General features: G+C 70.3%; 19 protein-coding genes. 3 read left to right on the forward strand and 16 right to left on the reverse strand.

The features are described 5' to 3' along the window. Positions 1 to 63 precede the first annotated feature (63 nt). The 16 genes from rseP to CSC66_RS15465 all read right to left on the reverse strand — a co-directional run bounded on the left by rseP (position 64) and on the right by CSC66_RS15465 (position 15,542). Entirely contained in the window at positions 64 to 1,422 is a 1,359-nt protein-coding gene (rseP, locus tag CSC66_RS15390; RefSeq protein ID WP_162378300.1) for an RIP metalloprotease RseP, read from the reverse strand. Positions 1,423 to 1,464: 42 nt separating this feature from the next. Continuing rightward, positions 1,465 to 2,667 (reverse strand): 1-deoxy-D-xylulose-5-phosphate reductoisomerase, encoded by a 1,203-nt coding sequence (dxr, locus tag CSC66_RS15395; RefSeq protein WP_162378301.1) that lies wholly within the window; start codon positions 2,665 to 2,667, stop codon positions 1,465 to 1,467. Positions 2,668 to 2,699: 32 nt separating this feature from the next. Next, positions 2,700 to 3,572 (reverse strand): phosphatidate cytidylyltransferase, encoded by an 873-nt coding sequence (locus tag CSC66_RS15400; protein WP_162378302.1) that lies wholly within the window; start codon positions 3,570 to 3,572, stop codon positions 2,700 to 2,702. Further along, positions 3,569 to 4,324 carry a polyprenyl diphosphate synthase gene (gene uppS / locus CSC66_RS15405; RefSeq protein WP_162378303.1) on the reverse strand — a complete coding sequence of 252 codons (756 nt, stop codon included), beginning with the start codon at positions 4,322 to 4,324 and terminating at the stop codon, positions 3,569 to 3,571. Before uppS ends, CSC66_RS15400 begins: the two co-directional genes overlap by 4 nt. A 16-nt stretch (positions 4,325 to 4,340) precedes the next feature. Next, a complete protein-coding gene (frr, locus tag CSC66_RS15410; RefSeq protein WP_162378304.1) occupies positions 4,341 to 4,898 on the reverse strand; it encodes a ribosome recycling factor in 558 nt (185 codons plus the stop codon). A 99-nt stretch (positions 4,899 to 4,997) separates the two neighbouring features. Then, positions 4,998 to 5,720 carry a UMP kinase gene (gene pyrH, locus CSC66_RS15415; protein ID WP_162378305.1) on the reverse strand — a complete coding sequence of 241 codons (723 nt, stop codon included), beginning with the start codon at positions 5,718 to 5,720 and terminating at the stop codon, positions 4,998 to 5,000. Between the two features lie 79 nt (positions 5,721 to 5,799). Beyond that, positions 5,800 to 7,272 (reverse strand): GGDEF domain-containing protein, encoded by a 1,473-nt coding sequence (locus CSC66_RS15420; protein ID WP_162378306.1) that lies wholly within the window; start codon positions 7,270 to 7,272, stop codon positions 5,800 to 5,802. Between the two features lie 163 nt (positions 7,273 to 7,435). Next, entirely contained in the window at positions 7,436 to 8,311 is an 876-nt protein-coding gene (tsf, locus tag CSC66_RS15425; protein ID WP_162378307.1) for a translation elongation factor Ts, read from the reverse strand. 162 nt (positions 8,312 to 8,473) lie between these two features. Further along, positions 8,474 to 9,292 carry a 30S ribosomal protein S2 gene (rpsB, locus tag CSC66_RS15430; protein WP_162378308.1) on the reverse strand — a complete coding sequence of 273 codons (819 nt, stop codon included), beginning with the start codon at positions 9,290 to 9,292 and terminating at the stop codon, positions 8,474 to 8,476. Positions 9,293 to 9,601: 309 nt separating this feature from the next. Then, positions 9,602 to 10,339, reverse strand: coding sequence for a fimbrial biogenesis chaperone (locus tag CSC66_RS15435; protein ID WP_162378309.1), 738 nt, complete (start codon positions 10,337 to 10,339; stop codon positions 9,602 to 9,604). Further along, positions 10,339 to 10,635, reverse strand: a complete 297-nt coding sequence (locus CSC66_RS15440; protein ID WP_162378310.1) for a hypothetical protein — start codon at positions 10,633 to 10,635, stop codon at positions 10,339 to 10,341. Before CSC66_RS15440 ends, CSC66_RS15435 begins: the two co-directional genes overlap by 1 nt. 181 nt (positions 10,636 to 10,816) lie before the next feature. Continuing rightward, positions 10,817 to 11,797 (reverse strand): Csu type fimbrial protein, encoded by a 981-nt coding sequence (locus tag CSC66_RS15445; RefSeq protein WP_162378311.1) that lies wholly within the window; start codon positions 11,795 to 11,797, stop codon positions 10,817 to 10,819. Next, positions 11,794 to 13,224, reverse strand: coding sequence for a fimbria/pilus outer membrane usher protein (locus tag CSC66_RS15450; protein WP_162378349.1), 1,431 nt, complete (start codon positions 13,222 to 13,224; stop codon positions 11,794 to 11,796). The genes CSC66_RS15445 and CSC66_RS15450 overlap by 4 nt, the downstream gene beginning before the upstream one ends. Further along, entirely contained in the window at positions 13,188 to 14,237 is a 1,050-nt protein-coding gene (locus CSC66_RS15455) for a fimbrial biogenesis outer membrane usher protein (RefSeq protein ID WP_162378312.1), read from the reverse strand. The genes CSC66_RS15450 and CSC66_RS15455 overlap by 37 nt, the downstream gene beginning before the upstream one ends. Then, positions 14,188 to 15,018, reverse strand: a complete 831-nt coding sequence (locus CSC66_RS15460) for a fimbrial biogenesis chaperone (protein WP_162378313.1) — start codon at positions 15,016 to 15,018, stop codon at positions 14,188 to 14,190. Before CSC66_RS15460 ends, CSC66_RS15455 begins: the two co-directional genes overlap by 50 nt. A gap of 20 nt (positions 15,019 to 15,038) precedes the next feature. Continuing rightward, a complete protein-coding gene (locus CSC66_RS15465) occupies positions 15,039 to 15,542 on the reverse strand; it encodes a Csu type fimbrial protein (RefSeq protein WP_162378314.1) in 504 nt (167 codons plus the stop codon). A gap of 344 nt (positions 15,543 to 15,886) precedes the next feature. On the opposite strand from CSC66_RS15465, the gene map reads away from it, so the two are divergent. The 3 genes from map to dapD are packed head-to-tail and all read left to right on the forward strand — an operon-like array spanning position 15,887 to position 20,258. Continuing rightward, positions 15,887 to 16,687 (forward strand): type I methionyl aminopeptidase, encoded by an 801-nt coding sequence (map, locus tag CSC66_RS15470; protein WP_162378315.1) that lies wholly within the window; start codon positions 15,887 to 15,889, stop codon positions 16,685 to 16,687. 8 nt (positions 16,688 to 16,695) lie between these two features. Then, positions 16,696 to 19,359: a [protein-PII] uridylyltransferase gene (glnD, locus tag CSC66_RS15475; RefSeq protein ID WP_374317628.1), complete on the forward strand. Its 2,664-nt coding sequence runs from the start codon at positions 16,696 to 16,698 to the stop codon at positions 19,357 to 19,359. After that, positions 19,359 to 20,258, forward strand: a complete 900-nt coding sequence (dapD, locus tag CSC66_RS15480; RefSeq protein WP_162378316.1) for a 2,3,4,5-tetrahydropyridine-2,6-dicarboxylate N-succinyltransferase — start codon at positions 19,359 to 19,361, stop codon at positions 20,256 to 20,258. Before glnD ends, dapD begins: the two co-directional genes overlap by 1 nt. Positions 20,259 to 20,364 lie beyond the last annotated feature (106 nt).

The following is a 20,364-nucleotide window of genomic DNA, read 5'->3' on the forward strand; positions in this document are numbered from 1 at the left end:
TCGTAGGAGGCATAAGGTGGGTATAAGGGACAGGGTGGGGGCGGGAGCCGGTCTGGCGGTCGGTCATCGCGGCAACAGGCCCAGAATGTCGTTGTAGAAGGCCAGTCCCATCAGTCCGGCCAGCAAGGCCAGGCCGACGTACTGCCCGGCCGCCATCGCGCGTTCGCTCAATGGGCTGCCTTTGACCAACTCGATAAGGTAATACAGCAGGTGACCGCCGTCCAAGATCGGGATCGGCAGCAGGTTGATGATCGCCAGGCTCAGCGAGAGCAGGGCGAGGAAATACAGGAACCAGTCGGCGCCGCGCTTGGCCGAGGCGTTGGCGGCGCGGGCGATGGTGACCGGCCCGGACAGGTTCTGGACCGAGGCCTGCCCGGTCAGCATCCGGCGCATCATGCCGACCGAGTCGGACGCCAGCCGGCCGGTCTCGCGCAGCGCCGCGGGCAGGGCGGCCAGCGGGCCGTAGCGTTGCACGGCGTCGTAGGCCGGGGCCTGCGGCGCGGCCAGGACGATGCCCAGCTCCCACTGTCCGGCGCGCGCCGGATCGGTGCTGGCCCGGGGCTGCAGCTCCAGCGCCAGCCGGTCGCCGTCGCGCTCGACCTCGACCATCCCCGGGCCGCCCCGGAGGCCCAGCGCCTGCACCTGGGGCGAGACCTCGCCGGCCGAGTCCACCCGGACGCCGTCGACGGCCAGGAGCAGGTCCCCGGGCTGCAGCACCCCCGCCGCGGCACCGTCCTCGCGGACCGCGTCGATCCGGGCCGGGGCGAGCAGGAAACGCCAGGTGAAGCCGGTCTGCTCCGGGATCCGCCGTTCGTCCAGGTCCGCCGGCAGCTGCGACAGGCGCAGCGTCCGGACGAGGGTGTCGCCGGTGGCGCTTTCGGCGGTGACGTCGATGTCGCGGCGGTCCAGCGCGGGCGTGGCCATGGCCATGGCGGCCTCGGTCCAGGTGCCGACCCCGCGGCCATCCACTTCGACCAGGCGGTCGCCGGGCTGGAATCCCGCCTGGGCGGCGATGCCGGTGGCCTGGCCCACGACCGGGGCGTAGTCCTGCCGGCCGACCATGAACATCACCCAGAGCAGGGCCACGCACAGCAGCAGGTTGGCGGCCGGTCCGGCGGCGACGATCGCGATCCGGCGCCATACGCCCTGGCGGTTGAACGCATGCGCCTGGCGGTCGACCGGCACCTCGCCTTCGCGCTCGTCGAGCATCTTCACGTAGCCGCCGAGCGGGATGGCGGCGATGGCGAATTCGGTCCCGGCGCGGTTGTGGCGCGACCACAGCGGCTTGCCGAAACCCACCGAGAAGCGCAGCACGTCCACGCCGCAACGGCGCGCGACCCAGTAGTGGCCGTATTCGTGGAAGGTGACCAGCACGCCCAGGCTGACCACCAGCCACCAGATGGAGCCGATGAAATCACCCATGGGCGCGGCTCTGGCGTGGAACGCCGGGTGACGGGGTGGCGCTCATGCGGTGCGGATCCCGGCGGAGGGCATGGGGGGCAGGTGCTGGCGGGCGAAGCGGCGCGCTTCCGCATCGGCGGCCAGCAGCGCTTCGAGCGAACCGGCTGGCGCCGCGGGCAATGCGGCGAGGGTGTCCTCGACCAGCGCGGGGATGCCTAGGAAACCGATCCGGCCCTGAAGAAAGGCTGAAACCGCCTCCTCGTTGGCCGCGTTGAGCACCGCCGGCGCGGTTCCGCCGGCGACCAGCGCCTCGCGGGCCAGGCGCAGGCAGGGAAAGGCCGCCAGGTCCGGGGCTTCGAATTCGAGCCTGCCCTCGGCCAGCAGGTCCAGGCCGGCCACGCCCGAGTCGATGCGCTCGGGCCAGCCCAGGCCCACCGCCAGCGCGGTGCGCATGTCCGGCAGGCCGAGCTGGGCCAGGGTGGAACCGTCGACGTACTCGACCAGGGCGTGGACCAGGCTCTGCGGATGCACGAGCACGTCGATGCGGTCGCCCGCCAGGCCGAACAGGTGGTGGGCCTCGATCACTTCCAGGCCCTTGTTCATCAGGGTGGCCGAATCGACCGAGATCTTCGGCCCCATCGACCACTTCGGATGCGCCACCGCCTGTGCCGGGGTCACCGTGGCCAGGCGCGCGCTGTCCCAGCCGCGGAACGGGCCGCCGGAGGCGGTCAGCACCAGCCGCCGCACGCCCTCGGCCCGGCACGAACGCAGGCACTGGAACACGGCGCTGTGTTCGCTGTCGATCGGCACGATTTCCGCGCCGGACGCGCGCGCGGCGGCGATCACCAGTTCGCCGGCCAGCACCAGCGACTCCTTGTTGGCCAGCAGCAGGCGCTTGCCGGCGCGCGCGGCGGCCAGGGTCGAACCCAGCCCCGCCGCACCGACGATCGCGGCCACCACGGTGTCGCAGGCGGGTCCGGCCACCAGTGCCTCGAGCGCCTCGTCGCCGGCATGGGCCCGGGTCGCCAGGCCGGCGGCGCGCAGGCCGTCGCGCAGCGGCGCGAGCCCGGCCGGATCGGCGATCACCGCATGGTCCGGCCGGTGGGCGGCGCACAGCGCCAGCAGCGCCCCGGTGTTGCTTCCGGCGGCCAGCACGCTGGCACGCATGCGCTGCGGATAGCGCGCGATCACGTCCAGCGCCGAGGCGCCGATCGAGCCGGTGGCGCCGAGGACGGCGACCTGGCGGAGGCCTGCGGCGGGTGTCATGTCGGCGACGGGCGGCATGGCGGTGGCCGGCTTCAGAAGCCGAGCATCTCCTTGCCGATCGCGAACACGGGCAGGGCTGCCAGCACGCCGTCGATGCGGTCGAGGACGCCGCCATGGCCCGGGATCAGGGTGCCGGAGTCCTTCGCCCCGGCCTGGCGCTTGAGCAGGCTCTCGACCAGGTCGCCCACGATCGAGGCCAGCACCGTCGCCGCGGCCACCAGCGCCAGCAGGGGCAGCTGGGCCACGGTCGCGCCGGCGAAGGCCCCGAACGCCAGCGCCACGCCAAGGCCGGCGACCAGGCCGCCGATGGCGCCTTCGATGGTCTTGTTCGGGCTGATGGTCGGGGCGAGCTTGTGGCGGCCGAAGCGGCGACCGGCGAAATAGGCGCCAGAGTCCGCCGCCCAGACCAGGGCCAGGGCGGCCAGCAGCCAGCGGTGGCCGCTGGCGTCGATGGCGGCCGCGGCAGGCGCCAGCTCGGTGAAGCCGCCGGAGTGGATGAGGCACAGCGCGCACCAGGCCGGCACCACTGCGACCGTGCCGGCGGCCAGCTTGAAGGCCCGGGTCCAGGGACGGTCGCCAGCGGTGAAGCCCGGCCGCCACAGCCACAGCAGGGCCAGCAGCCAGGCCAGGGCGCCGGCGAGGGTGACGATCTGGAACAGCGCCGGCGAGAACCCGTCATCGCCGCGCGAGGCCCACACCAGCAGCACCATCAGCAGCAGGTTGAGGCCCACCAGAACGGTCCGCGGCAGGCTGTCGTCGATCCCGGCCAGCCGCAGCCACTCCCACAGCCCGGCGAGCATCACCAGCGCGGCCAGCGCCGCCAGCCAGGGGGTGGGGAGCAGCAGGATCGCCGCGATCGCGGCGGGCGCCATGACCAGCGCGGCGATCACCCGGGTGCGGGTCATGGAGTCGTCTCCGCGCCAATCTGGGCGCTGGTCAGTCCGAAGCGGCGTTCGCGCCCGGCATAGTCGTCCAGGGCCTGCTGCAGCACGCCGGCGTCCACGTCCGGCCACAGGGTCTCGGTGAACCACAGTTCGGTGTAGGCCAGCTGCCAGAGCAGGAAGTTGCTGACCCGGTGGTCGCCACCGGTGCGGATGAACAGGTCCGGGGACGGCAGGTCGGCCAGGGCCATGCGCGCGCCTACGGCCGCCTCGTCGACCTGCTCCGGGCGCAGCCGGCCGGCGGCCACCTCGACGGCCAGCGCCCGCGCGGCGGCGGCGATGTCCTGGCGTCCGCCGTAACTGGCGGCGATGGCCAGGTGCAGGCGTTCGTTGCGCAGGGTCTGTGCCTCGGCGGCGGCCATCCGCGCGCGGATCGGCTCGGCGAACGGACCGCGCTCGCCGATGAAGCGCACCCGCACGCCGCGCCGGTCCAGTTCGTCGACCTCGCGCTCCAGCGCGTTGAGGAACAGCTTCATCAGCGCGCCGACTTCCTCTTCCGGCCGCCCCCAGTTCTCGCTGGAGAAGGCGAACAGGGTCAGCGCGCCGATGCCGCGCTCCAGGCAGAAATCGATCACCCGGTTGACCGCGCGCGCACCGGCGCGGTGGCCGATCGCGCGCGGGCGGCGCCGGCGCTGGGCCCAGCGGCCGTTGCCGTCCATGATCACCGCCAGGTGGCGGGGGACGGGCGCGCCGGCGGTGGCGGGAGGGGCAGTCATGCCGTGAGCAGACCGCTCAGACCGCCATCAGTTCCTGTTCCTTGGCCTTGACCACCTCGTCGACGTCCTTGATCGCCTTGTCGGTGATCTTCTGGATGTCGTCCTCGGCCTTGCGCACCTCGTCCTCGGTGACCTGCTTTTCCTTGAGCAGGTCCTTGACGTGCTGGTTGGCGTCGCGGCGGATGTTGCGGATGGCGACCTTGGTGTCCTCGCCCTCGGCGTGCACGACCTTGGTGAGCTCGCGGCGGCGTTCCTCGGTCAGCGCCGGCAGGTTCAGGCGGATGGTGGTGCCGGCGGTGTTCGGGGTCAGGCCCAGGTCCGAGGCCAGGATCGCCTTCTCGACCGCGCCGACCATGCCCTTGTCCCACGGGGTGATCACCAGCGAGCGCGCGTCGGAGACCGACACCGCCGCGACCTGGGACAAAGGCACTTCGCTGCCGTAGGCGCTGACGCGGATGGTGTCGACCAGTCCGGTGGAGGCGCGGCCGGTGCGGACCTTGACCAGGTTGTGGCGAAGGGCGTCGATGCTCTTCGTCATGCGGGCCTGCGCGTCTTGTTTGATCTGGTTGATCATCGCCGTATTCCGTCCGTTCGCGTGAATCGGCCGATTATACGGGGATCGCCCGCGGCGCGGCGCGGGCGGCGACCGCCCGCGGTCCGCCGACGCCGCGGCTCAGCGGCGCGAACGGACCAGGGTGCCGACGCGTTCGCCGCGCAGGATCCGCATCAGGTTGCCGGGCACCGAGATGTCGTAGACCCGCAGCGGGATGCCGTGGTCGCGGCACAGCGCGAAGGCGGCGGTGTCCATCACCTGCAGGTCGCGGGCGATGACCTCGTCGTGGTCCAGCTCCTCGAAGCGGACCGCGTCGGAGTGCTTCTTCGGGTCGCGGTCGTAGACGCCGTCGACCTTGGTCGCCTTGAGCAGCAGGTCGGCGTTGATCTCGATCGCCCGCAGGGCAGCGGCCGAGTCGGTGGTGAAGAACGGGTTGCCGGTGCCGGCGGCGAAGATGCCGATGCGGCCTTTCTCCAGGTGGCGCACGGCGCGGCGGCGGATGTAGTCCTCGCACACGTCGTTGATCTTCAGCGCGCTCATGACCCGGACCTTGCCGCCGAGCTTCTCCAGCGCGTCCTGCATGGCCAGCGCATTGATCACCGTGGCCAGCATGCCCATCTGGTCGCCGGTCACCCGGTCCATGCCCGAGGCGGCCAGGCCGGCACCGCGGAAGATGTTGCCGCCGCCGATCACCAGGCCGATCTCGGCGCCGGCCTCGCGTACTTCCATGATCTCGCGGGCGATGCGGCCGATCACGACCGGATCGATGCCGTAGTCCTCCGCCCCCATCAACGCCTCCCCCGACAGCTTCAGCAGGACACGGCGGTAGGCGAGCTCGGACATGGCGGTCTCGGGGGCGGGTTGGGGGCGCGGGAATTCTAGCGGAAAGGCCCGGCGTGCGGCTCGCTTCGCGCGCGGCCGTTCACTGCCCGTGCTGGCTGACCCGGTTGCGGCCTTCGCGCTTGGCGCCGTAGAGCGCATCGTCGGCAGCCGCCAGCAGGCTGCGCGCATCGGCGAACTGGCGGCCGGTGCCGTGCGTGGCCAGCCCGGCGGAGAACGTCACGTAGAGCGGCTTGCCGTCGACCTCCGCCATGGGCATCCGCGAGGTTTCCTCGAGGATGCGCTGCAGCACCCGCGACGCGGAGGCCTCGTTGGAATGGCTCAGCACGACCAGGAATTCCTCGCCCCCGTAGCGCGCGACCAGGTCGGTGCTGCGCAGCATGCGCTGCAGGGTCTGCGCGAACTGGTGCAGGACCCGGTCGCCGACCAGGTGGCCGTGGCGGTCGTTGATGTGCTTGAAGTCGTCCAGGTCGATGAACGCGATCGACAGCGGTTGCTGCAGGGCGACGGCGGTGGCGAACTCGCGTTCGAGCACCTCCTCCATCTGCAGCCGGTTGTAGACGCCTGTGAGCGGGTCCCGCCGCGACTGCTCGGTCAGCTGGCGCACCTGCGCTTCCGATGCCTGGGCCTCGCTGCGCGCGCGCGCGGCATCCTGGATCTCGCGCAGGTTGCGCAGGATCAGCAGCTCCTTGGCGTGGTCGGCGATCGCGGCCAGGTGGCCGGGATGGGCGATGTGGACGTCGAACATCGCGCTGATTTCCGGCAGCGCGGTGGCGATCCGTACCAGGAGGTCGTCGAGCCGGGTGCCGTCGGCGGCGCAGGCCGACACCAGCGCGAGCGCGCGTTCGCGCAGCGCGTCGACGTCGCCTTCGGCCAGCCAGAGGTCGGCGATGACGCCGGAGGCCTGCACGCAGGCCTGGAAGGCGTCGTCGGCGACCGGCGCCGACTCGCTGCCGTCGATCGCATCGGCGAGGTACGCGGGCAGGCGCCAGTGGCGTGCGAGCCACGCGCCCACCTCGGCGTGGTCGGCGCCGAAGGCGGCCCGTTCCAGCGACAGCAGCGCGTCGTTGCCGTCCGCCTGCGCCCGCAGCGCCGGATACTCCTCCGGCTTGGCCTGGAGCAGGGCCAGCGCGCCGATGTCCTGGAGCAGGCCGGCCAGCATCAGGTCTTCCAGGCGCTTGACGCCGGCGTGGTTGCCCAGCAGGCGCGCGGCCAGCACGCTGCGCCGCCAGATGCGCTCCTGGTCGCGGGCGTCGCCGCTGCCGCGCATTCCCTGGGCCAGCGAGAAGCCCAGGGCCAGGCTGATCGTGGCGTTCAATCCGAGCAGGGTCAGGGCCTGCGGCAGGTTGTCGACCCGGCGCCTGCCCGCGTACAGCGGCGAATTGGCCACCCGCAGCATCCGCGCGGTCAGCGCCGGGTCCACGCCGATCGCCTGCGCCGTCGCATTGAGGTCCGCCCCCGGGTCCTGCGCCAGTTCGATGATCCGCAAGGCCACTGCCGGCGGTGACGGCAGGTTGCGGCAATGCAGGAGGTGGGCTTCCAGGTCGGGGTGCATCAGGTGCGATCGGGACGGTAATCAGCCGGAGTATGCCGGCAAAAGCGTGCGTCGGTCAGCAGTTTTGCCGGCGCCGCGCGTCGCCCGGGCCGGAAAGCAGGAAGGCCGCGGGATTCCCGCGGCCTTCCTGCTTGCTTGCGGCGGCTGGACGTCGCGGGTCGGGTCAGACCTGCATCGCCTTGGCCACTTCGGCGGCGTAGTCCTCCACCACCTTCTCGATGCCTTCGCCGACCACCAGACGCTGGTAGCCGACCACGTCGGCACCGGCGGCCTTGACCGCCTGCTCGACGGTCTTGTCGCCGTCCAGCACGTACGGCTGGCCGTACAGGGTCACTTCGTTGACGATCTTGTTGATCTTGCCGGAGATGATCTTCTCCAGGATCTCGGCCGGCTTGGACTTGTCCTTCTCGGACATCTTGGCGAGCTCGATTTCCTTTTCCTTCTGCACGAACTCGGCCGGCACGTCGGCGGCCTTGTTGTACGGCGGGTTCATCGCGGCCACGTGCATGGCGATGCCACGGGCCAGCTCGGCGTCGCCGCCGTTGACCTCGACCAGCACGCCGATCCGGCCGCCGTGGACGTACGCGGCCACGTTGTGGGCGCTGTCGATGGCGACGATGCGGCGGACCTGCATGTTCTCGCCCAGCTTGGCGATGGCGGCCGCCCGGGCCTCTTCGACGGTCTCGCCCGACGGCAGCTTGGCGGTCTTGAGCGATTCGATGTCCTTGGCGCCGGCAGCCAGCGCCGCCGCGGCGACGGCGTCGGTGAAGGCGATGAAGTTGGCGTCCTTGGCGACGAAGTCGGTCTCGGAGTTGATCTCGACCAGCACGGCCTTGCCGCCGGCCTGGGCCACGGCGATGCGGCCTTCGGCGGTGACGCGGTCGGCCTTCTTGTCGGCCTTGGCCAGGCCCGACTTGCGCAGCCACTCGCCGGCGGCGTCGATGTTGCCGCCGTTCTCGGTCAGCGCCTTCTTGCACTCCATCATGCCGGCGCCGGTGCGCTCGCGCAGTTCCTTGACCAGGGAAGCAGTGATTTCCACGGGTTTACCTCGTTATGTGATGAATGTGGCTCCGCGGCGCGGAGCGGGGCCGGCGGCCGGCAGCGCCTGCGGCGCGTACCGGGCGCCAGGCCCGGGCCGCGGACGGCGCGCAGGTGCGGCCGCCCGGCGGAGTGGCGGCCGCGTGGCGGCCGCCGGGGTGGGTCACTCGGCGACCGCGGCTTCGCCGCCTTCGGCCTTGTCCTTGCGCGGCGCGCCCTTCTTGGCCGGGGCGCGACGCGGGGCCTTCTCGGCGTCGCCTTCGGCGAAGTCGCCCTCGGTGACGGTGGCCGCGTGCGGCGCGGCGGCCTTGCCTTCCAGCACCGCATCGGCGGCGGCGCGTGCGTACAGCTGCACGGCGCGGATGGCGTCGTCGTTGCCCGGGATGGCGTAGTCGACCAGGGCCGGGTCGTAGTTGGTGTCGACCACCGCGATCACCGGGATGCCGAGCTTCTTGGCTTCCTTGATGGCGATGTCTTCATGGCCGATGTCGATCACGAACAGCGCGTCGGGCAGGCGGTTCATCTCCTTGATGCCGCCCAGCGAGGCTTCCAGCTTCTCGCGCTCGCGGCGCAGGCCCAGCACTTCGTGCTTGACCAGCTTCTCGAAGGTGCCGTCGGTCTCGGCCGCTTCCAGCTCCTTCAGGCGCGACACCGACTGCTTGACGGTGCGGAAGTTGGTCAGGGTGCCGCCCAGCCAGCGCTGGGTCATGTACGGCTGGCCGCAACGCTCGGCTTCTTCCTTGATCGCCTCGCGCGCGCTGCGCTTGGTGCCGACGAACAGGATGGTGCCGCGCTTCTGGGCGATGGCCGAGATGAAGTTCATCGCGTCGGAGAAGAGCGGAACGGTCTTCTCGAGGTTGATGATGTGGATCTTGCCGCGCGCGCCGAAGATGTACGGGGCCATCTTCGGGTTCCAGTAACGGGTCTGGTGGCCGAAGTGGACGCCTGCTTCGAGCATCTGGCGCATGGTGATCTGGGGCATTGCTGTAACTCCTGGCAGTGGAACCGCTCCGCGCGTGCCGTGGTTTCGGCTGATGCGCGGGGATGTGCGGCCATGGCGGCGCGCAGCAGACGATTCCGGGGTTGGGCCTCCCTGGCGCTTCCGTGTCCGAACCCGCAGCTGGAATTCCAGCCCGGGCACCCCGGCACGGAGGGTGGCGTCAGGTGTGTATTCGCCGGGACCGGACGGGGCCGGCGCTTCCCGCCCGGCGTGGGCGGCCCCGCCAGAGGACGGGAGCTGGGGAAAGCCGCGGGATTATAGCCGGGCCGGTAGGGCGGGGGCAAACCCGGGTCAACGGCCGGTGAGCAGGTCTGCCTCGGGGACCAGGACCACGGGCTCGCCATCCACGTCGGCCTCGAAACGCCCGTAAGGCGGGCGACCTGCGTCCGCCGGCAGGGGCCAGTGCTTGTAGCGGCCGGCCAAGACATAGCCGGCCAGGTTCGGTGCCAGTGCATGGCGCCGCTCGCCGGTGCCGATGTAGGCCAGCGCGGCGACGCGGGCGTGCCGGTCGCCACTGTTCTGCAGGCGCAGGAGGCGGTTCCCTGCGGCATCTTCGTCGATTCTGGCACTAAGTCGCGGCTTCGCAGCCGCCGAGGGCTGGATGAAGACAGGGATCGAATAGCGCAGCAGCGATGCCTGGCCGCCGGCAGCAGGGGGACTGTCCGGGGGCAGCTCGTCGACCACCAGGCGATAGGCGGTTTCGGCCGAGATGGTCGACCCGGCCAGCCGGACCACGCGGACGCGTTGCCGACCCAGCGGCGGGACTTCCAGCAGCGGCGGGCTCACTGCGAGCTCGCGGGTGGCCTGCAGCACTTCGCCGCCGCCGTCCTGGGTCCAGGAGAACAGCCTGACCTGGGCCTGCAGGGGCTGCCGGCCGGTATTGCTGAGCCACAGGCTGGTGGCTTCCTCGCCCGGCCCCAGGGTGAGGCTGACCGGCTCCAGGCGCAGGTCGCCGGAGGTGGCAGGCGTGGCCGCCGCCAGCCAGATGGCCAGCGTGAACAGCCGGAGCGTGGCCCTGCCGCGAATCATCAGAACACGATCGTGGTGACCCGCGCCCCGTCGGCCGGGCCGCTGGCCGGGACCGGGAAGTGCCGGCTGGCGCTGCCATCGGCGACGAGCGAAGCTGCTGCTGCCGCTGCGGGTGCGACCGTCCAGGGCACGCCGATCGAGCAGTCCACGCTGGGGCTGGCGCCGCCGTTGCGGACATCGCAGCGGTCGACGATTGTCATCGAGATGCGCAGGGTGGCCTGCTGGCTCGACGCATGCACTGCGCCGATCGTCAGGGCCAGGCCAGCCAGGGCCAGGAAAGCTTTGCAGGCGCGCATCTGCGGCTCCTTGCCGGTCGGAGGAACCGGCCTTCAGCCACGCTTTCGGCGGATACCGCGGGAAGTTGAGCCGATCCTGCGATGGCGCGTGTGTGGGAAGCGTGATCTGTGGACTGGATCACGCAAACGGCGGCGGGCCACGGCCAGGCCTGCGGCCAGGCGGAAAGGCTGCCCCGCCAGCTTAGAAGGTCAGGGTGATGGTGACCGTATCGGCATAGGTGCCCGCCGCGTTGACCGATTGGACCGGCACGCGGCCGTAGACGGTGCGGGTCTGGACGGCGTTGGTGCCGCTGCCCTCAACGTCGGTGGCCGTGGTGTTGCCCCAGGGCAGGGTGCGGGCCGAATCCTGGAAAAGCTGGTAGGTGATGTAGTTGCCGCCGGGTCCGGCCATGCGCCGGGTGGTGCCGCTGGCGTTACTGCCGTAGTTGAGCGCCAGCTGCCAGGCGGTGTTGGTAGGGCAGCGCAGGCTGATGGTCGAGGTCTGTTCGCGGTTGGTGGACAGGTTCGGGAAGGACCCAAACTCCAGGTCGGTGGCGGCGCTGACGTAGCAGGTATTGGCGAAGGTCGCGGTCACCGGTGCGTAGTTGGTTTCCTGCGAGGCGGACGCCGCGCACTGGGCGACGGACGGGGGGGTGGAGCCGGCCTGGGACACCCAGCGGATCACTTCCGTGATGTATCCGAAGTAGCTACCCGCGGAGACCTGCTGGCCCCCCGGTACGCGTCCATACAACGGTATCGATCCGGTCGACTGCGCCGCGGATGTGGTGTGGGTGATGCTGTAGACCGCATGGCCGCTGGTAGTCGAGCCGATCAGCTGGGTCATCGCGGGATTGGAATACAGGTCGTACTCCAGGAAATCGTCCCAGTTGGTCATCCGACGCGGGGCCACGCCGGTGATGAGCAGCGGATTCATGTACAGGCACAGCCGGAAGCTGCGGACGGCCTGGCTTTCATTGTTGCAGGTGAAGGTCACGCTATTGGACGTGGTGCCGCCGCCACCGCCAACGCTTCCGAAGGCGATCGAGGTTCCGCCGATCCAGCAGTCGTTGGCGGCCATGGCCTTGCCGGGCAACAGCCAGCAGCAGGCCAGCAGGGCGGCGAGCGGGAACGCGCGCAGCCACGCCGGAATCGCGCGCCCGTTCGGCAGGTAAACGTTGTTCATCGGCACACCACCCCGTCAAGTTCGATGAATCCCGTGCGTTCCTGCAGCTCCGGGAGGGACGCGTCGCAATAGCCGCCGTCGCGGCGGATTTTCAGTCCTGCGCCGGGCGGCAGTTCCTGCAGGTAGATCAGGCCGTCGTAGCCGACCACCGTCAAGGGCTGGACCGTCGCCGGGTCGGAGCTATCCAGCCACACGGCACTGCCAGGGGCCAGGTACTGGCCATCCGGATCCGTTACGGTGGCCTGGATCGAAAGCACCTTGCGCATCGGGAAACGGGCCAGCATGCCGCTGCGGCCGGGGGGCACGGCGAACACCTCGGTCGCGCCCAGCCGCAAGTCGGTGGGCGTCTGCAGCGGATCGATCGACAGCCGGTTGTTCTGCCAGGCGTTGAGCCGGTTGATCAGCAGCAGGCCGTCTTCGTCGGTGAAGCCGATCAGGCGGTTCTCCTGGAGGATCGGCACGTTGGCGATGCCGTCGGTGGATACCAGGGCGAATGCGCCGTCGACGCGGCGCATGGCGAACAGGTGTTTCTCCATCAGCAGCAGGCTGCCGATGGCGCCGGCGAAACCGGTTGTGCTTTGCGGGCTCGGGCCGTCCGCGCGCTGGTGGAAGAAGCCGGCGCTCCAGGCGCCATGGTTGCCCAGTCCGGACAGCTGCCCCTGCGCGCTGGCACGGTCGCCCAGCGTGGTCTGGACGCGCCAGCCCAGGCCGCCGAGATCGCTGTCGACGGGACGGTTTGCTTCGAGGCTGATGCCGTTGCTGTTGCGGTTGTGGCGCGCCGAGGCGGACACCGACGTGCGGCGGTCCAGCGGCATCGACCAGTACAGGAACGCGCTGTCGGCGTCGCGATTGCCGAGGTCGCGGTTCAGGCTCAGGCTGAGGTAGCCATTGTGCGGCAGTTGCCGCGACCAGCTCAGGCTGGCGAAGCGGCTCAGCGGTTGCCCGGCGGTTTCCTGGCGAACGTAGCTGGCACCGATCTGGGACAGACCCAGGCTGAGTCCGGCGAAGGCGCTGTCCATGCGCCGCGGTAACATGGCGTCCTCCAGGCTGGCGACATCGGCGAAGTCGTCGCTGCGCCGCAGCGTGGACGCGCCCAGGTTGAGCACGCCCGAATTCCACTGGTAGCCCACCCCGTACTGCTGGCCTGTTTCGCCGCGGTAACGGCTGCCGGCCACTGAGGCGTCCAGCACGCCGCCGCGCTCGCCGAGCAGCCAGGCCCCGCCGGCGCCGGCCATTTCCAGCCCGGACGTGGCCTCGGCATGGAACTCCAGCGTGGTCTGGTCGCTGACGCCATGGCGCACCGTGGCGCTGCCCATCGGGTCGTTGGCGTACGAGAACGAGCGGATGCCGTAGTCGCGGCGGACCACGCCGGCTTCCGCCGACCAGTCGGTCAGGCCCTGCCGCAGCAGCTGCGGGGTGTTGTACAGGGGAAACTGACGACCCGGCTCTGGCCGTTGATGTCAGTGATCACCATCTGCGCTTGACCGGCGCCGCTGATGGTTGGGATGGTGTCGATCTGGAACTGGCCGGGCCGGACCTGCTGGCTCGATTGGCGGATGCCGTTGATGTACAGGTCCACGGTCGACGGCAGCACCGCGTCGCCGGCGAACGAGGCCAGCGGGGTGGTCACCCGGTAGGGTTGCAGGCCGAAGTTGCTGCCGGCGCGGATGCCGCCGATACGCGTGGTCCGTGTCCAGCCGAGCGAGCCGCTGTAGGTGTCGCCAGCGATCACTGAGACCATGCTGTCCGGCAGGTCGAGTTGCCAGGAGGTGTCCAGGCGGGTGTTGCCGCGATCGCCTTCGTTCCCGCGCACGTTGATGGCGCGGCTGACCATGCTGTTGCTCCAGACGCCCGGCCCCATGCCGAACAGCCGCAGTTCGCTCCAGCCGCTCACCGACTGGTAGTCGCCGTCGCCCTGCGCGTAGACGTCGTAGTTGAACAGCAGACCAGCAGCGAGCGTGGAGGGATCGAGTCGGGGAATGCTCCGCTCCCCCGCGCTGAAGACCTCGCGTTCGCCGGAAAGGTTTTCCAGCGGTGCGGTCAGGGCCAGTTGCTGGTTGGCGGCGTCGTAGCGGGCCTGCAGGCCCGGGATGTCGTCCAGCGCGATCAGGCCGCTGGCGGTGTCGCCACCAAGCCAGCGCAGACCAAGTTCGCGGAGGGTCGCCGCGCTGGTGTGCAGCCGGCCGTCGATCAGGACGAAGCGGGCCAGCCGGCCGGTGGCGAATTCGTTGAGCGAGACTTCGAGATAGAGCTCCTGCGAGCCGGCATCCGCGTCGGGGAGCTGGTCGTCGGATCCGATCAGGTCCAGCGCGCCGGTAGCGGCGTAGCCGGCGGGCGATGGGTTCGGGGAGGGCGCGGCGTCCGCCATGGGCGTGCAGACCGCGGCGATACTAGCGGCCAGCAGTTTCCAGCGGCAATGTCTGGTCGTTCGGATCGTCATTGAATCTGACCTTCAAGGTGCCGCCCTTGGCCCGCTGTTGCGGCGACAGCGGGATCGTCCATTGCATCTCCTGGCCGGCCAGCACGTAGCCGAACAGCCCGGAGGCCAGTTCCGTGCGCTGGCCGTCGCTTCCCACCCAGGCCAGGTTGCTCATCCGGACCCGCTGTCGGGCCGGGTTGGACACGCGCAGCAGGCTCTTGTCGCCCTGGTCCTGCAGCATGGCGGACAGTCCGACCGGGCTGGGTGCGTGCGCCGGCGAGTTCGCCGTGCGCCGGGTCGGGCCCAGTGGCTCGGTGCCTTCGGCAAGGACGAATACCGGGACCGAATAGCGCAGGAGGAACTGGACCCCTGAGCGTTCCAATTCCGAGCCGTCCACCGGCAATTCATCGATGGTCAGCCGGTAAGCCGCCTCGGACTGCAGCGGTTCAATCCGTGGCCGGATGATGCGCACCAGCTGCTGCTCGCCGGCCGCGATGTCCAGGATTGCCGGGCTGGCTACCAGGTCGCGGCTGGACTCGTTCTGGTCCTTGCCGTCGGCCTGGGTCCAGCGTCCGACCCGTACCTGGGCCTTAAGCGGCTGCGTGCCCGAATTGGTCAGCCATAGCGCCTGCGACTGCTCGCCCGGGGCGAACTCGAGCATGATCGGGTTGACCTGCAGGTCGGCTGCCAGCGCGGCCGGCCCTGCCAGGAACGTCGCCGCCAGCAGCAGCCAGCCTCCGATACGGGAACCGCGCCCGGGCAAGCGGCGCGGCCCGCGTACATCAACAGTCAACGGGATCATTCCCTGCCTCGGCGCATCGATCAGTAGGTGATCGTCGCGGTGATGGTATCGGTATACGTGCCAGCCGACACGCCGGTGTCCGCGCTCAGCACGCGGCCGTACACCGTAATGGTCTGGGCAGAGCCGCTGCCGGTGCCGGCCACCCGGTTGGTGCCGGTGTCGCCCCAGTTCTGGGTGCGGCCCGTGTTCTTGTACAGGCTGTATGGAACGGTGCCACCCGGGCCAGTCATCTTGCGGGCGGTGTCAGTGGCGCCAGAGCCCGTGCCGGCGTTCAGGCCGATGTTGTACGGGGTGCCGTTGGTGCAGGTGACCACCAGCGTGCTGGTGCTGTCGACGTCGTTGGCCGACAGGCGGGCCTTGTTGCCGAAGTCGAGGTCGGACGAGGCGCTGGTGCTGAAGAGGCAGGATTCGGTGATGTTGATCTTCACCTGGAAGTTGCGGGTGTCGGTGGCGGCGCTGGCGGTGCCCGCTAAACCGGCCGCGACCAGGGCGGTGGCGATCAGGGTGTTCTTGAACAGGTTCATCGGGAACTCCGGGTGTTGGTTCGGGGTGTGGTGATGCTTGCGGAGGGATGCAGCAGGAGGCGTGCCAACTATTCGACGCGAGGCCTTCCAGTCCCTGGAAGCAGGATTTGACGCCGTTGTCACATTCCTGAATAGGAATAGTGTGACACATTGCGCGTCCGGTACCGGGCCTATTCAGCAAAATGTGACCTGCCGCGTCAGTCACTTGACGTTAACTATTCAGGTCCGCGCTCCGAAGTGACGCGGCAGGGCCGGGACGTCGCCGGTGTGGTCGATTTCCCGCCTGCGCGCCAGCAGGCGCCATCCGCGTTCAGGTACGGTCCCGGATCGGCGATAATCCGCGCATGACCCTGCACCTGAAGACCCCCGAGGAAATCGAGAAGATGCGCATCGCCGGCCGCCTGGCCGCCGAAGTGCTGGAGATGATCGCCCCGCACGTGAAGCCGGGCGTGACCACCGAGGAGCTGGACCGGCTCTGCCACGACCACATCGTCGAGGTGCAGGGCGCGATCCCGGCCAACGTCGGTTATCGCGGCTATCCCAAGACGGTCTGCACCTCGGTCAACAACGTGATCTGCCACGGCATCCCCAGCCCGGGCAAGGTCCTCAAGGACGGCGACATCCTCAATATCGACGTCACCGTCATCAAGGATGGCTGGCACGGCGACACCAGCCGCATGTACTACGTTGGTACCCCGTCGGTCATGGCCAGGCGCCTGGTCGAAACCACCTTCGAGGCGATGTGGCGCGGCATCCGCGCGGTGAAGCCGGGCGCGACCCTGGGCGACGTCGGCCATGCGATCCAGAGCTACGCCGAGGCCGAGCGCTTCACCGTGGTGCGCGAGTACTGCGGGCACGGCATCGGCAAGGTCTACCACGACGAACCGCAGGTGCTGCACTACGGCCGCCCGGGCGATGGCCTGGTGCTGCGGCCGGGCATGACCTTCACCATCGAGCCGATGATCAACGAGGGCACCCGCTACACCAAGGTGCTGCCCGACGGCTGGACCGTGGTGACCAAGGATCGCAAGCTTTCGGCCCAGTGGGAGCACATGGTCGCGGTGACCGAGGATGGCGTCGACGTGCTGACACTGGGCGCCGGCGACGTGCCGCCGCCGGCCTCCGGCCAGACGCCGCCGGCGTGAGCGCCGGCATGGGCGTCGATCCGATGGGGGCCGATGTCCACGGCGACGGCGGCGCGGCCGACGAGGCCGGCTGGGCCGCGCGCGCGCGCGAACTGCTTGCCCATGGCGATGCGCGCCTGCTCAAGCGGTACGGACGCGACGTCGACATCGACCGCCTGCTCGCATTGCGCGCACGCCTGGTCGACGACCTGCTGCGCCGCGCCTGGCACCACTGCATCCCGGAAGGCGCGGGGTTGTCGCTGATCGCCGTGGGCGGCTATGGCCGCGGCGAACTGTTCCCGCGCTCGGACATCGACCTGCTGGTGCTGGCAGAGCCGGACGCGCAGCAGGCGCACCAGGCCGCGCTGTCGCGGTTCTTCGCCCTGCTTTGGGACACCGGCCTGCCCATCGGGCACGCGGTGCGCTCGGCGCAGGAATGCACGACGGCGGCGGCGGACCAGACCGTGATGACCGCCCTGCTCGAGGCGCGTCCGGTCGCGGCGGGGCCGGAGGCGATGGCCGCGCTGGCCGCGGCGATCGCGCCGGAGAAAATCTGGCCGCCGCGCGATTTCTTCCTGGCCAAGCGCGAGGAGCTGCAGCAGCGCCATCGTCGCCACGGCGATACCTCGGACAACCTGGAGCCGAACATCAAGGACGGCCCCGGCGGCCTGCGCGACCTGCATACCCTGGGGTGGATGGCCGAGCGCGCGTTCGGCGTGCGCGAACTGGAGGCGGTGGTCGGCCTCGGCCACCTGGGCGCCGACGAGGCGGCGGCGCTGGCCCGCGAGCGACGCTCGCTCGGGCGGCTGCGCTTCGGACTGCACCTGGTCGCCGGGCGGCCGGAAGAGCGGCTGCGCTTCGACTACCAGAAGGCGCTGGCGCAGCGGCTGGGCTACGACGACGACGAGCACAGCCTCGGCGTCGAGAAGATGATGCAGGGCTTCTACCGAAGCGCCGCGATCGTCCGCCGGATCAGCGACCGCCTGTTGCAGCGCTTCGAAGAGACCTTCGATGGTGAAGCGAAGCCCGAGCCGCTGAACCCGGACTTCGTCCTGCGCCGCGGCTACCTGGCCGCGGCGGCCGGCTACTGGCCCGAGGGCGACCTGCGCGAAGTGCTGGCGCTGTTCTCGACCTGGGCCGCCCATCCGCAAGTGCGTGGCCTGCATTCGCAGACCGCGCGCGCGCTGGCCGAGTCGCTGCGGCAGCTGCCGGCCTATGCCGATGCAGGCCCGGCGGCGCGCGAGCGCTTCATGGCGCTGCTGCGCGGCCCGCGCCCGGTGCAGACGCTGACGCGGATGGCGCGGCTGGGCGTGCTCGGCCAGTACCTGCCGGCGTTCGCGCAGGTGTCCGGGCGAATGCAGTTCGACCTGTTCCACGTCTACACCGTGGACCAGCACACGCTGATGGTGCTGCGGAACATCGAGGGCTTCGCCAGCGCCAGTGCGGGCGCCGGCGACGAGCGCTTCTCGATCGCCCACGAAGTGTGGCCGCGCCTGCGCAAGCCGGAGCTGCTGCTGCTGGCGGGCCTGTTCCACGACATCGCCAAGGGACGCGGCGGCGACCATTCCGAACTGGGCGCGGTCGACGCGCGCGCCTTCTGCGCCGCCCACGGCCTCAGCGAGGCCGACACCGGGCTGGTCGTCTGGCTGGTGGAGCAGCACCTGCGCATGTCGGTGACCGCGCAGAAGCAGGACATCTCCGACCCGGAAGTGGTCCGCGCCTTCGCCACCCTGGTCGGCGACCGCGAGCGCCTGGACTACCTCTACCTGCTGACCTGCGCCGACATCGCCGGCACCAGCCCCAAGCTCTGGAATGCCTGGAAGGACCGCTTGCTGGCCGACCTATACCTGGCGACGCGCCGCGTGCTGCGCGAAGGCCTGGAAGCGCCGGTCGACGCCGAGGCGCGCGTGGCCGAGGCGCGCGAAGCCACCCGGCTCCTGCTTCGCGAACAAGGCCACGACGACGCCACCATCGAGCGGCAGTTCGCCGAGATGCCGGACGAGAGCTTCCTGCGCTTCCGCCCCGAGCAGCTGGCCTGGCAGGCCGCGGCGCTGGTAGAGGTGCGCATGGGTGACACCCAGGTCGCGGTCAGGCCGATCGGCGGTGCCGCCGGCGAGCACGGCGGCGCGCTGGAGGTGTTCGTGCATTCGCCCGACCGCGATGGCCTGTTCGCCGCGATCGTGGCCACCCTCGACCGCCACGGCTACGCCGTGCACCAGGCGCGGATCCTGATGGGCCCGCATGGCACCGTGTTCGACACGTTCGAGATATTGCCTGCCGACAGCTACGCCTGCGGCGATCCGGCGCAACTGGAGCTGGCGCTGCGCCAGGCGCTGGCGGGCGCGCTGGACCAGGTGCGCGCGCCGCGCCGCGCCGCGCCGAGGCAGCTGCGGCATTTCCGCTTCCCTCCGCGGGTGGACTTCAGCACCACGGCCGACGGGCGCCGCAGCCTGTTCGGCCTGGTCTGCCCCGACCGCCCCGGGCTGCTGGCCGATGTCGCCCAGGCCTTGCGTGCCAGCCACCTGCGGGTGCACGACGCCCGCATCGCCACGTTCGGCGAGCGCGCCGAAGACCTGTTCCAGATCACCGACGAACACGACCGGCCGCTGGACGCTGCCGCGCAGGACGTCCTGCGCGCCGAACTGCGTGCACGGCTCGATCCCGAAAACCCGAACCGAGGAGCCCCCCGCTGATGGCCGCGCAGAAGCCGAAGAAGACCCCTGCCCGCAAGACCGTGCGCAAGCGCCCGGCTGCGCCTGCCGGCCCCGGCCTGGACGAATTGAAGTTCTCGATCGAAAGCGCGTTCGCGCGCCGCGCCGCGCTGACCCTGGACGAGATCGACGGCTCCACCCGGCCGCTGGTGGAGCGCGTGATCGGTGGCCTGGAGTCGGGCGAGTTCCGGGTGGCCGAGCCGGACGGCAAGGGCGGCTGGCAGGTCCACGAGTGGCTGAAGAAGGCCGTGCTGCTCTACTTCCGGGTCAACGACATGGTGGTGATGGACGGCCAGCCGGCGCCGTTCTGGGACAAGGTGCCGGCCCGGTTCGGCGACTACGGCGAAGCCGAGTTCCGCAAGCTGGGCGTGCGCGTGGTGCCCGGCACGATCGCCCGGCGCGGCGCCCATTTCGGCAAGGACGTGGTGCTGATGCCGAGCTTCATCAACATCGGCGCGCATGTGGGCGAGGGCACCATGGTCGACACCTGGGCCACGGTCGGCTCCTGCGCCCAGGTCGGCAAGCATTGCCACATCTCCGGCGGCGCGGGGATCGGCGGCGTGCTCGAGCCGCTGCAGGCCAGCCCGACGATAGTGGAAGACCACTGTTTCATCGGCGCGCGTTCGGAAGTGGTCGAGGGCGTGGTCGTCGGCCACCACAGCGTGATCGGCATGGGCGTGTTCATCGGCCAGTCGACCCGGATCTACAATCGCGCCACCGGCGAGATCTCCTACGGTTACGTCCCGCCGGGCAGCGTGGTGGTCTCCGGCTCGCTGCCGGCCGCCGACGGCAGCCACTCGCTGTACTGCGCCGTGATCGTCAAGCAGGTGGACGCGAAGACGCGTTCCAAGACCAGCATCAACGACCTCCTGCGTGGCTGAGCTGCGCTCGCCTGGCGACCGTCCTGTCGACGGTGGCCAGGACAGCGAACGCACGACCATGGATGGCCGGGCCGGCTTACCGGAGCTCGCGACCTGGCGCCATGGA

Source organism: Pseudoxanthomonas kaohsiungensis (assembly GCF_010211765.1).
In the GTDB taxonomy this organism is placed as follows: domain Bacteria; phylum Pseudomonadota; class Gammaproteobacteria; order Xanthomonadales; family Xanthomonadaceae; genus Pseudoxanthomonas; species Pseudoxanthomonas kaohsiungensis.

Coding starts and splice junctions, on each gene's coding strand:
- rseP (WP_162378300.1), bottom strand. CDS start 1,422: ATGGGTGATTTCATCGGCTCCATCTGGTGGCTGGTGGTCAGCCTGGGC.
- dxr (WP_162378301.1), bottom strand. CDS start 2,667: ATGACACCCGCCGCAGGCCTCCGCCAGGTCGCCGTCCTCGGCGCCACC.
- CSC66_RS15400 (WP_162378302.1), bottom strand. CDS start 3,572: ATGACCCGCACCCGGGTGATCGCCGCGCTGGTCATGGCGCCCGCCGCG.
- uppS (WP_162378303.1), bottom strand. CDS start 4,324: ATGACTGCCCCTCCCGCCACCGCCGGCGCGCCCGTCCCCCGCCACCTG.
- frr (WP_162378304.1), bottom strand. CDS start 4,898: ATGATCAACCAGATCAAACAAGACGCGCAGGCCCGCATGACGAAGAGC.
- pyrH (WP_162378305.1), bottom strand. CDS start 5,720: ATGTCCGAGCTCGCCTACCGCCGTGTCCTGCTGAAGCTGTCGGGGGAG.
- CSC66_RS15420 (WP_162378306.1), bottom strand. CDS start 7,272: ATGCACCCCGACCTGGAAGCCCACCTCCTGCATTGCCGCAACCTGCCG.
- rpsB (WP_162378308.1), bottom strand. CDS start 9,292: ATGCCCCAGATCACCATGCGCCAGATGCTCGAAGCAGGCGTCCACTTC.
- CSC66_RS15435 (WP_162378309.1), bottom strand. CDS start 10,339: ATGATTCGCGGCAGGGCCACGCTCCGGCTGTTCACGCTGGCCATCTGG.
- CSC66_RS15440 (WP_162378310.1), bottom strand. CDS start 10,635: ATGCGCGCCTGCAAAGCTTTCCTGGCCCTGGCTGGCCTGGCCCTGACG.
- CSC66_RS15445 (WP_162378311.1), bottom strand. CDS start 11,797: ATGAACAACGTTTACCTGCCGAACGGGCGCGCGATTCCGGCGTGGCTG.
- CSC66_RS15455 (WP_162378312.1), bottom strand. CDS start 14,237: ATGACGATCCGAACGACCAGACATTGCCGCTGGAAACTGCTGGCCGCT.
- CSC66_RS15460 (WP_162378313.1), bottom strand. CDS start 15,018: ATGATCCCGTTGACTGTTGATGTACGCGGGCCGCGCCGCTTGCCCGGG.
- CSC66_RS15465 (WP_162378314.1), bottom strand. CDS start 15,542: ATGAACCTGTTCAAGAACACCCTGATCGCCACCGCCCTGGTCGCGGCC.
- map (WP_162378315.1), top strand. CDS start 15,887: ATGACCCTGCACCTGAAGACCCCCGAGGAAATCGAGAAGATGCGCATC.
- glnD (WP_374317628.1), top strand. CDS start 16,696: ATGGGCGTCGATCCGATGGGGGCCGATGTCCACGGCGACGGCGGCGCG.
- dapD (WP_162378316.1), top strand. CDS start 19,359: ATGGCCGCGCAGAAGCCGAAGAAGACCCCTGCCCGCAAGACCGTGCGC.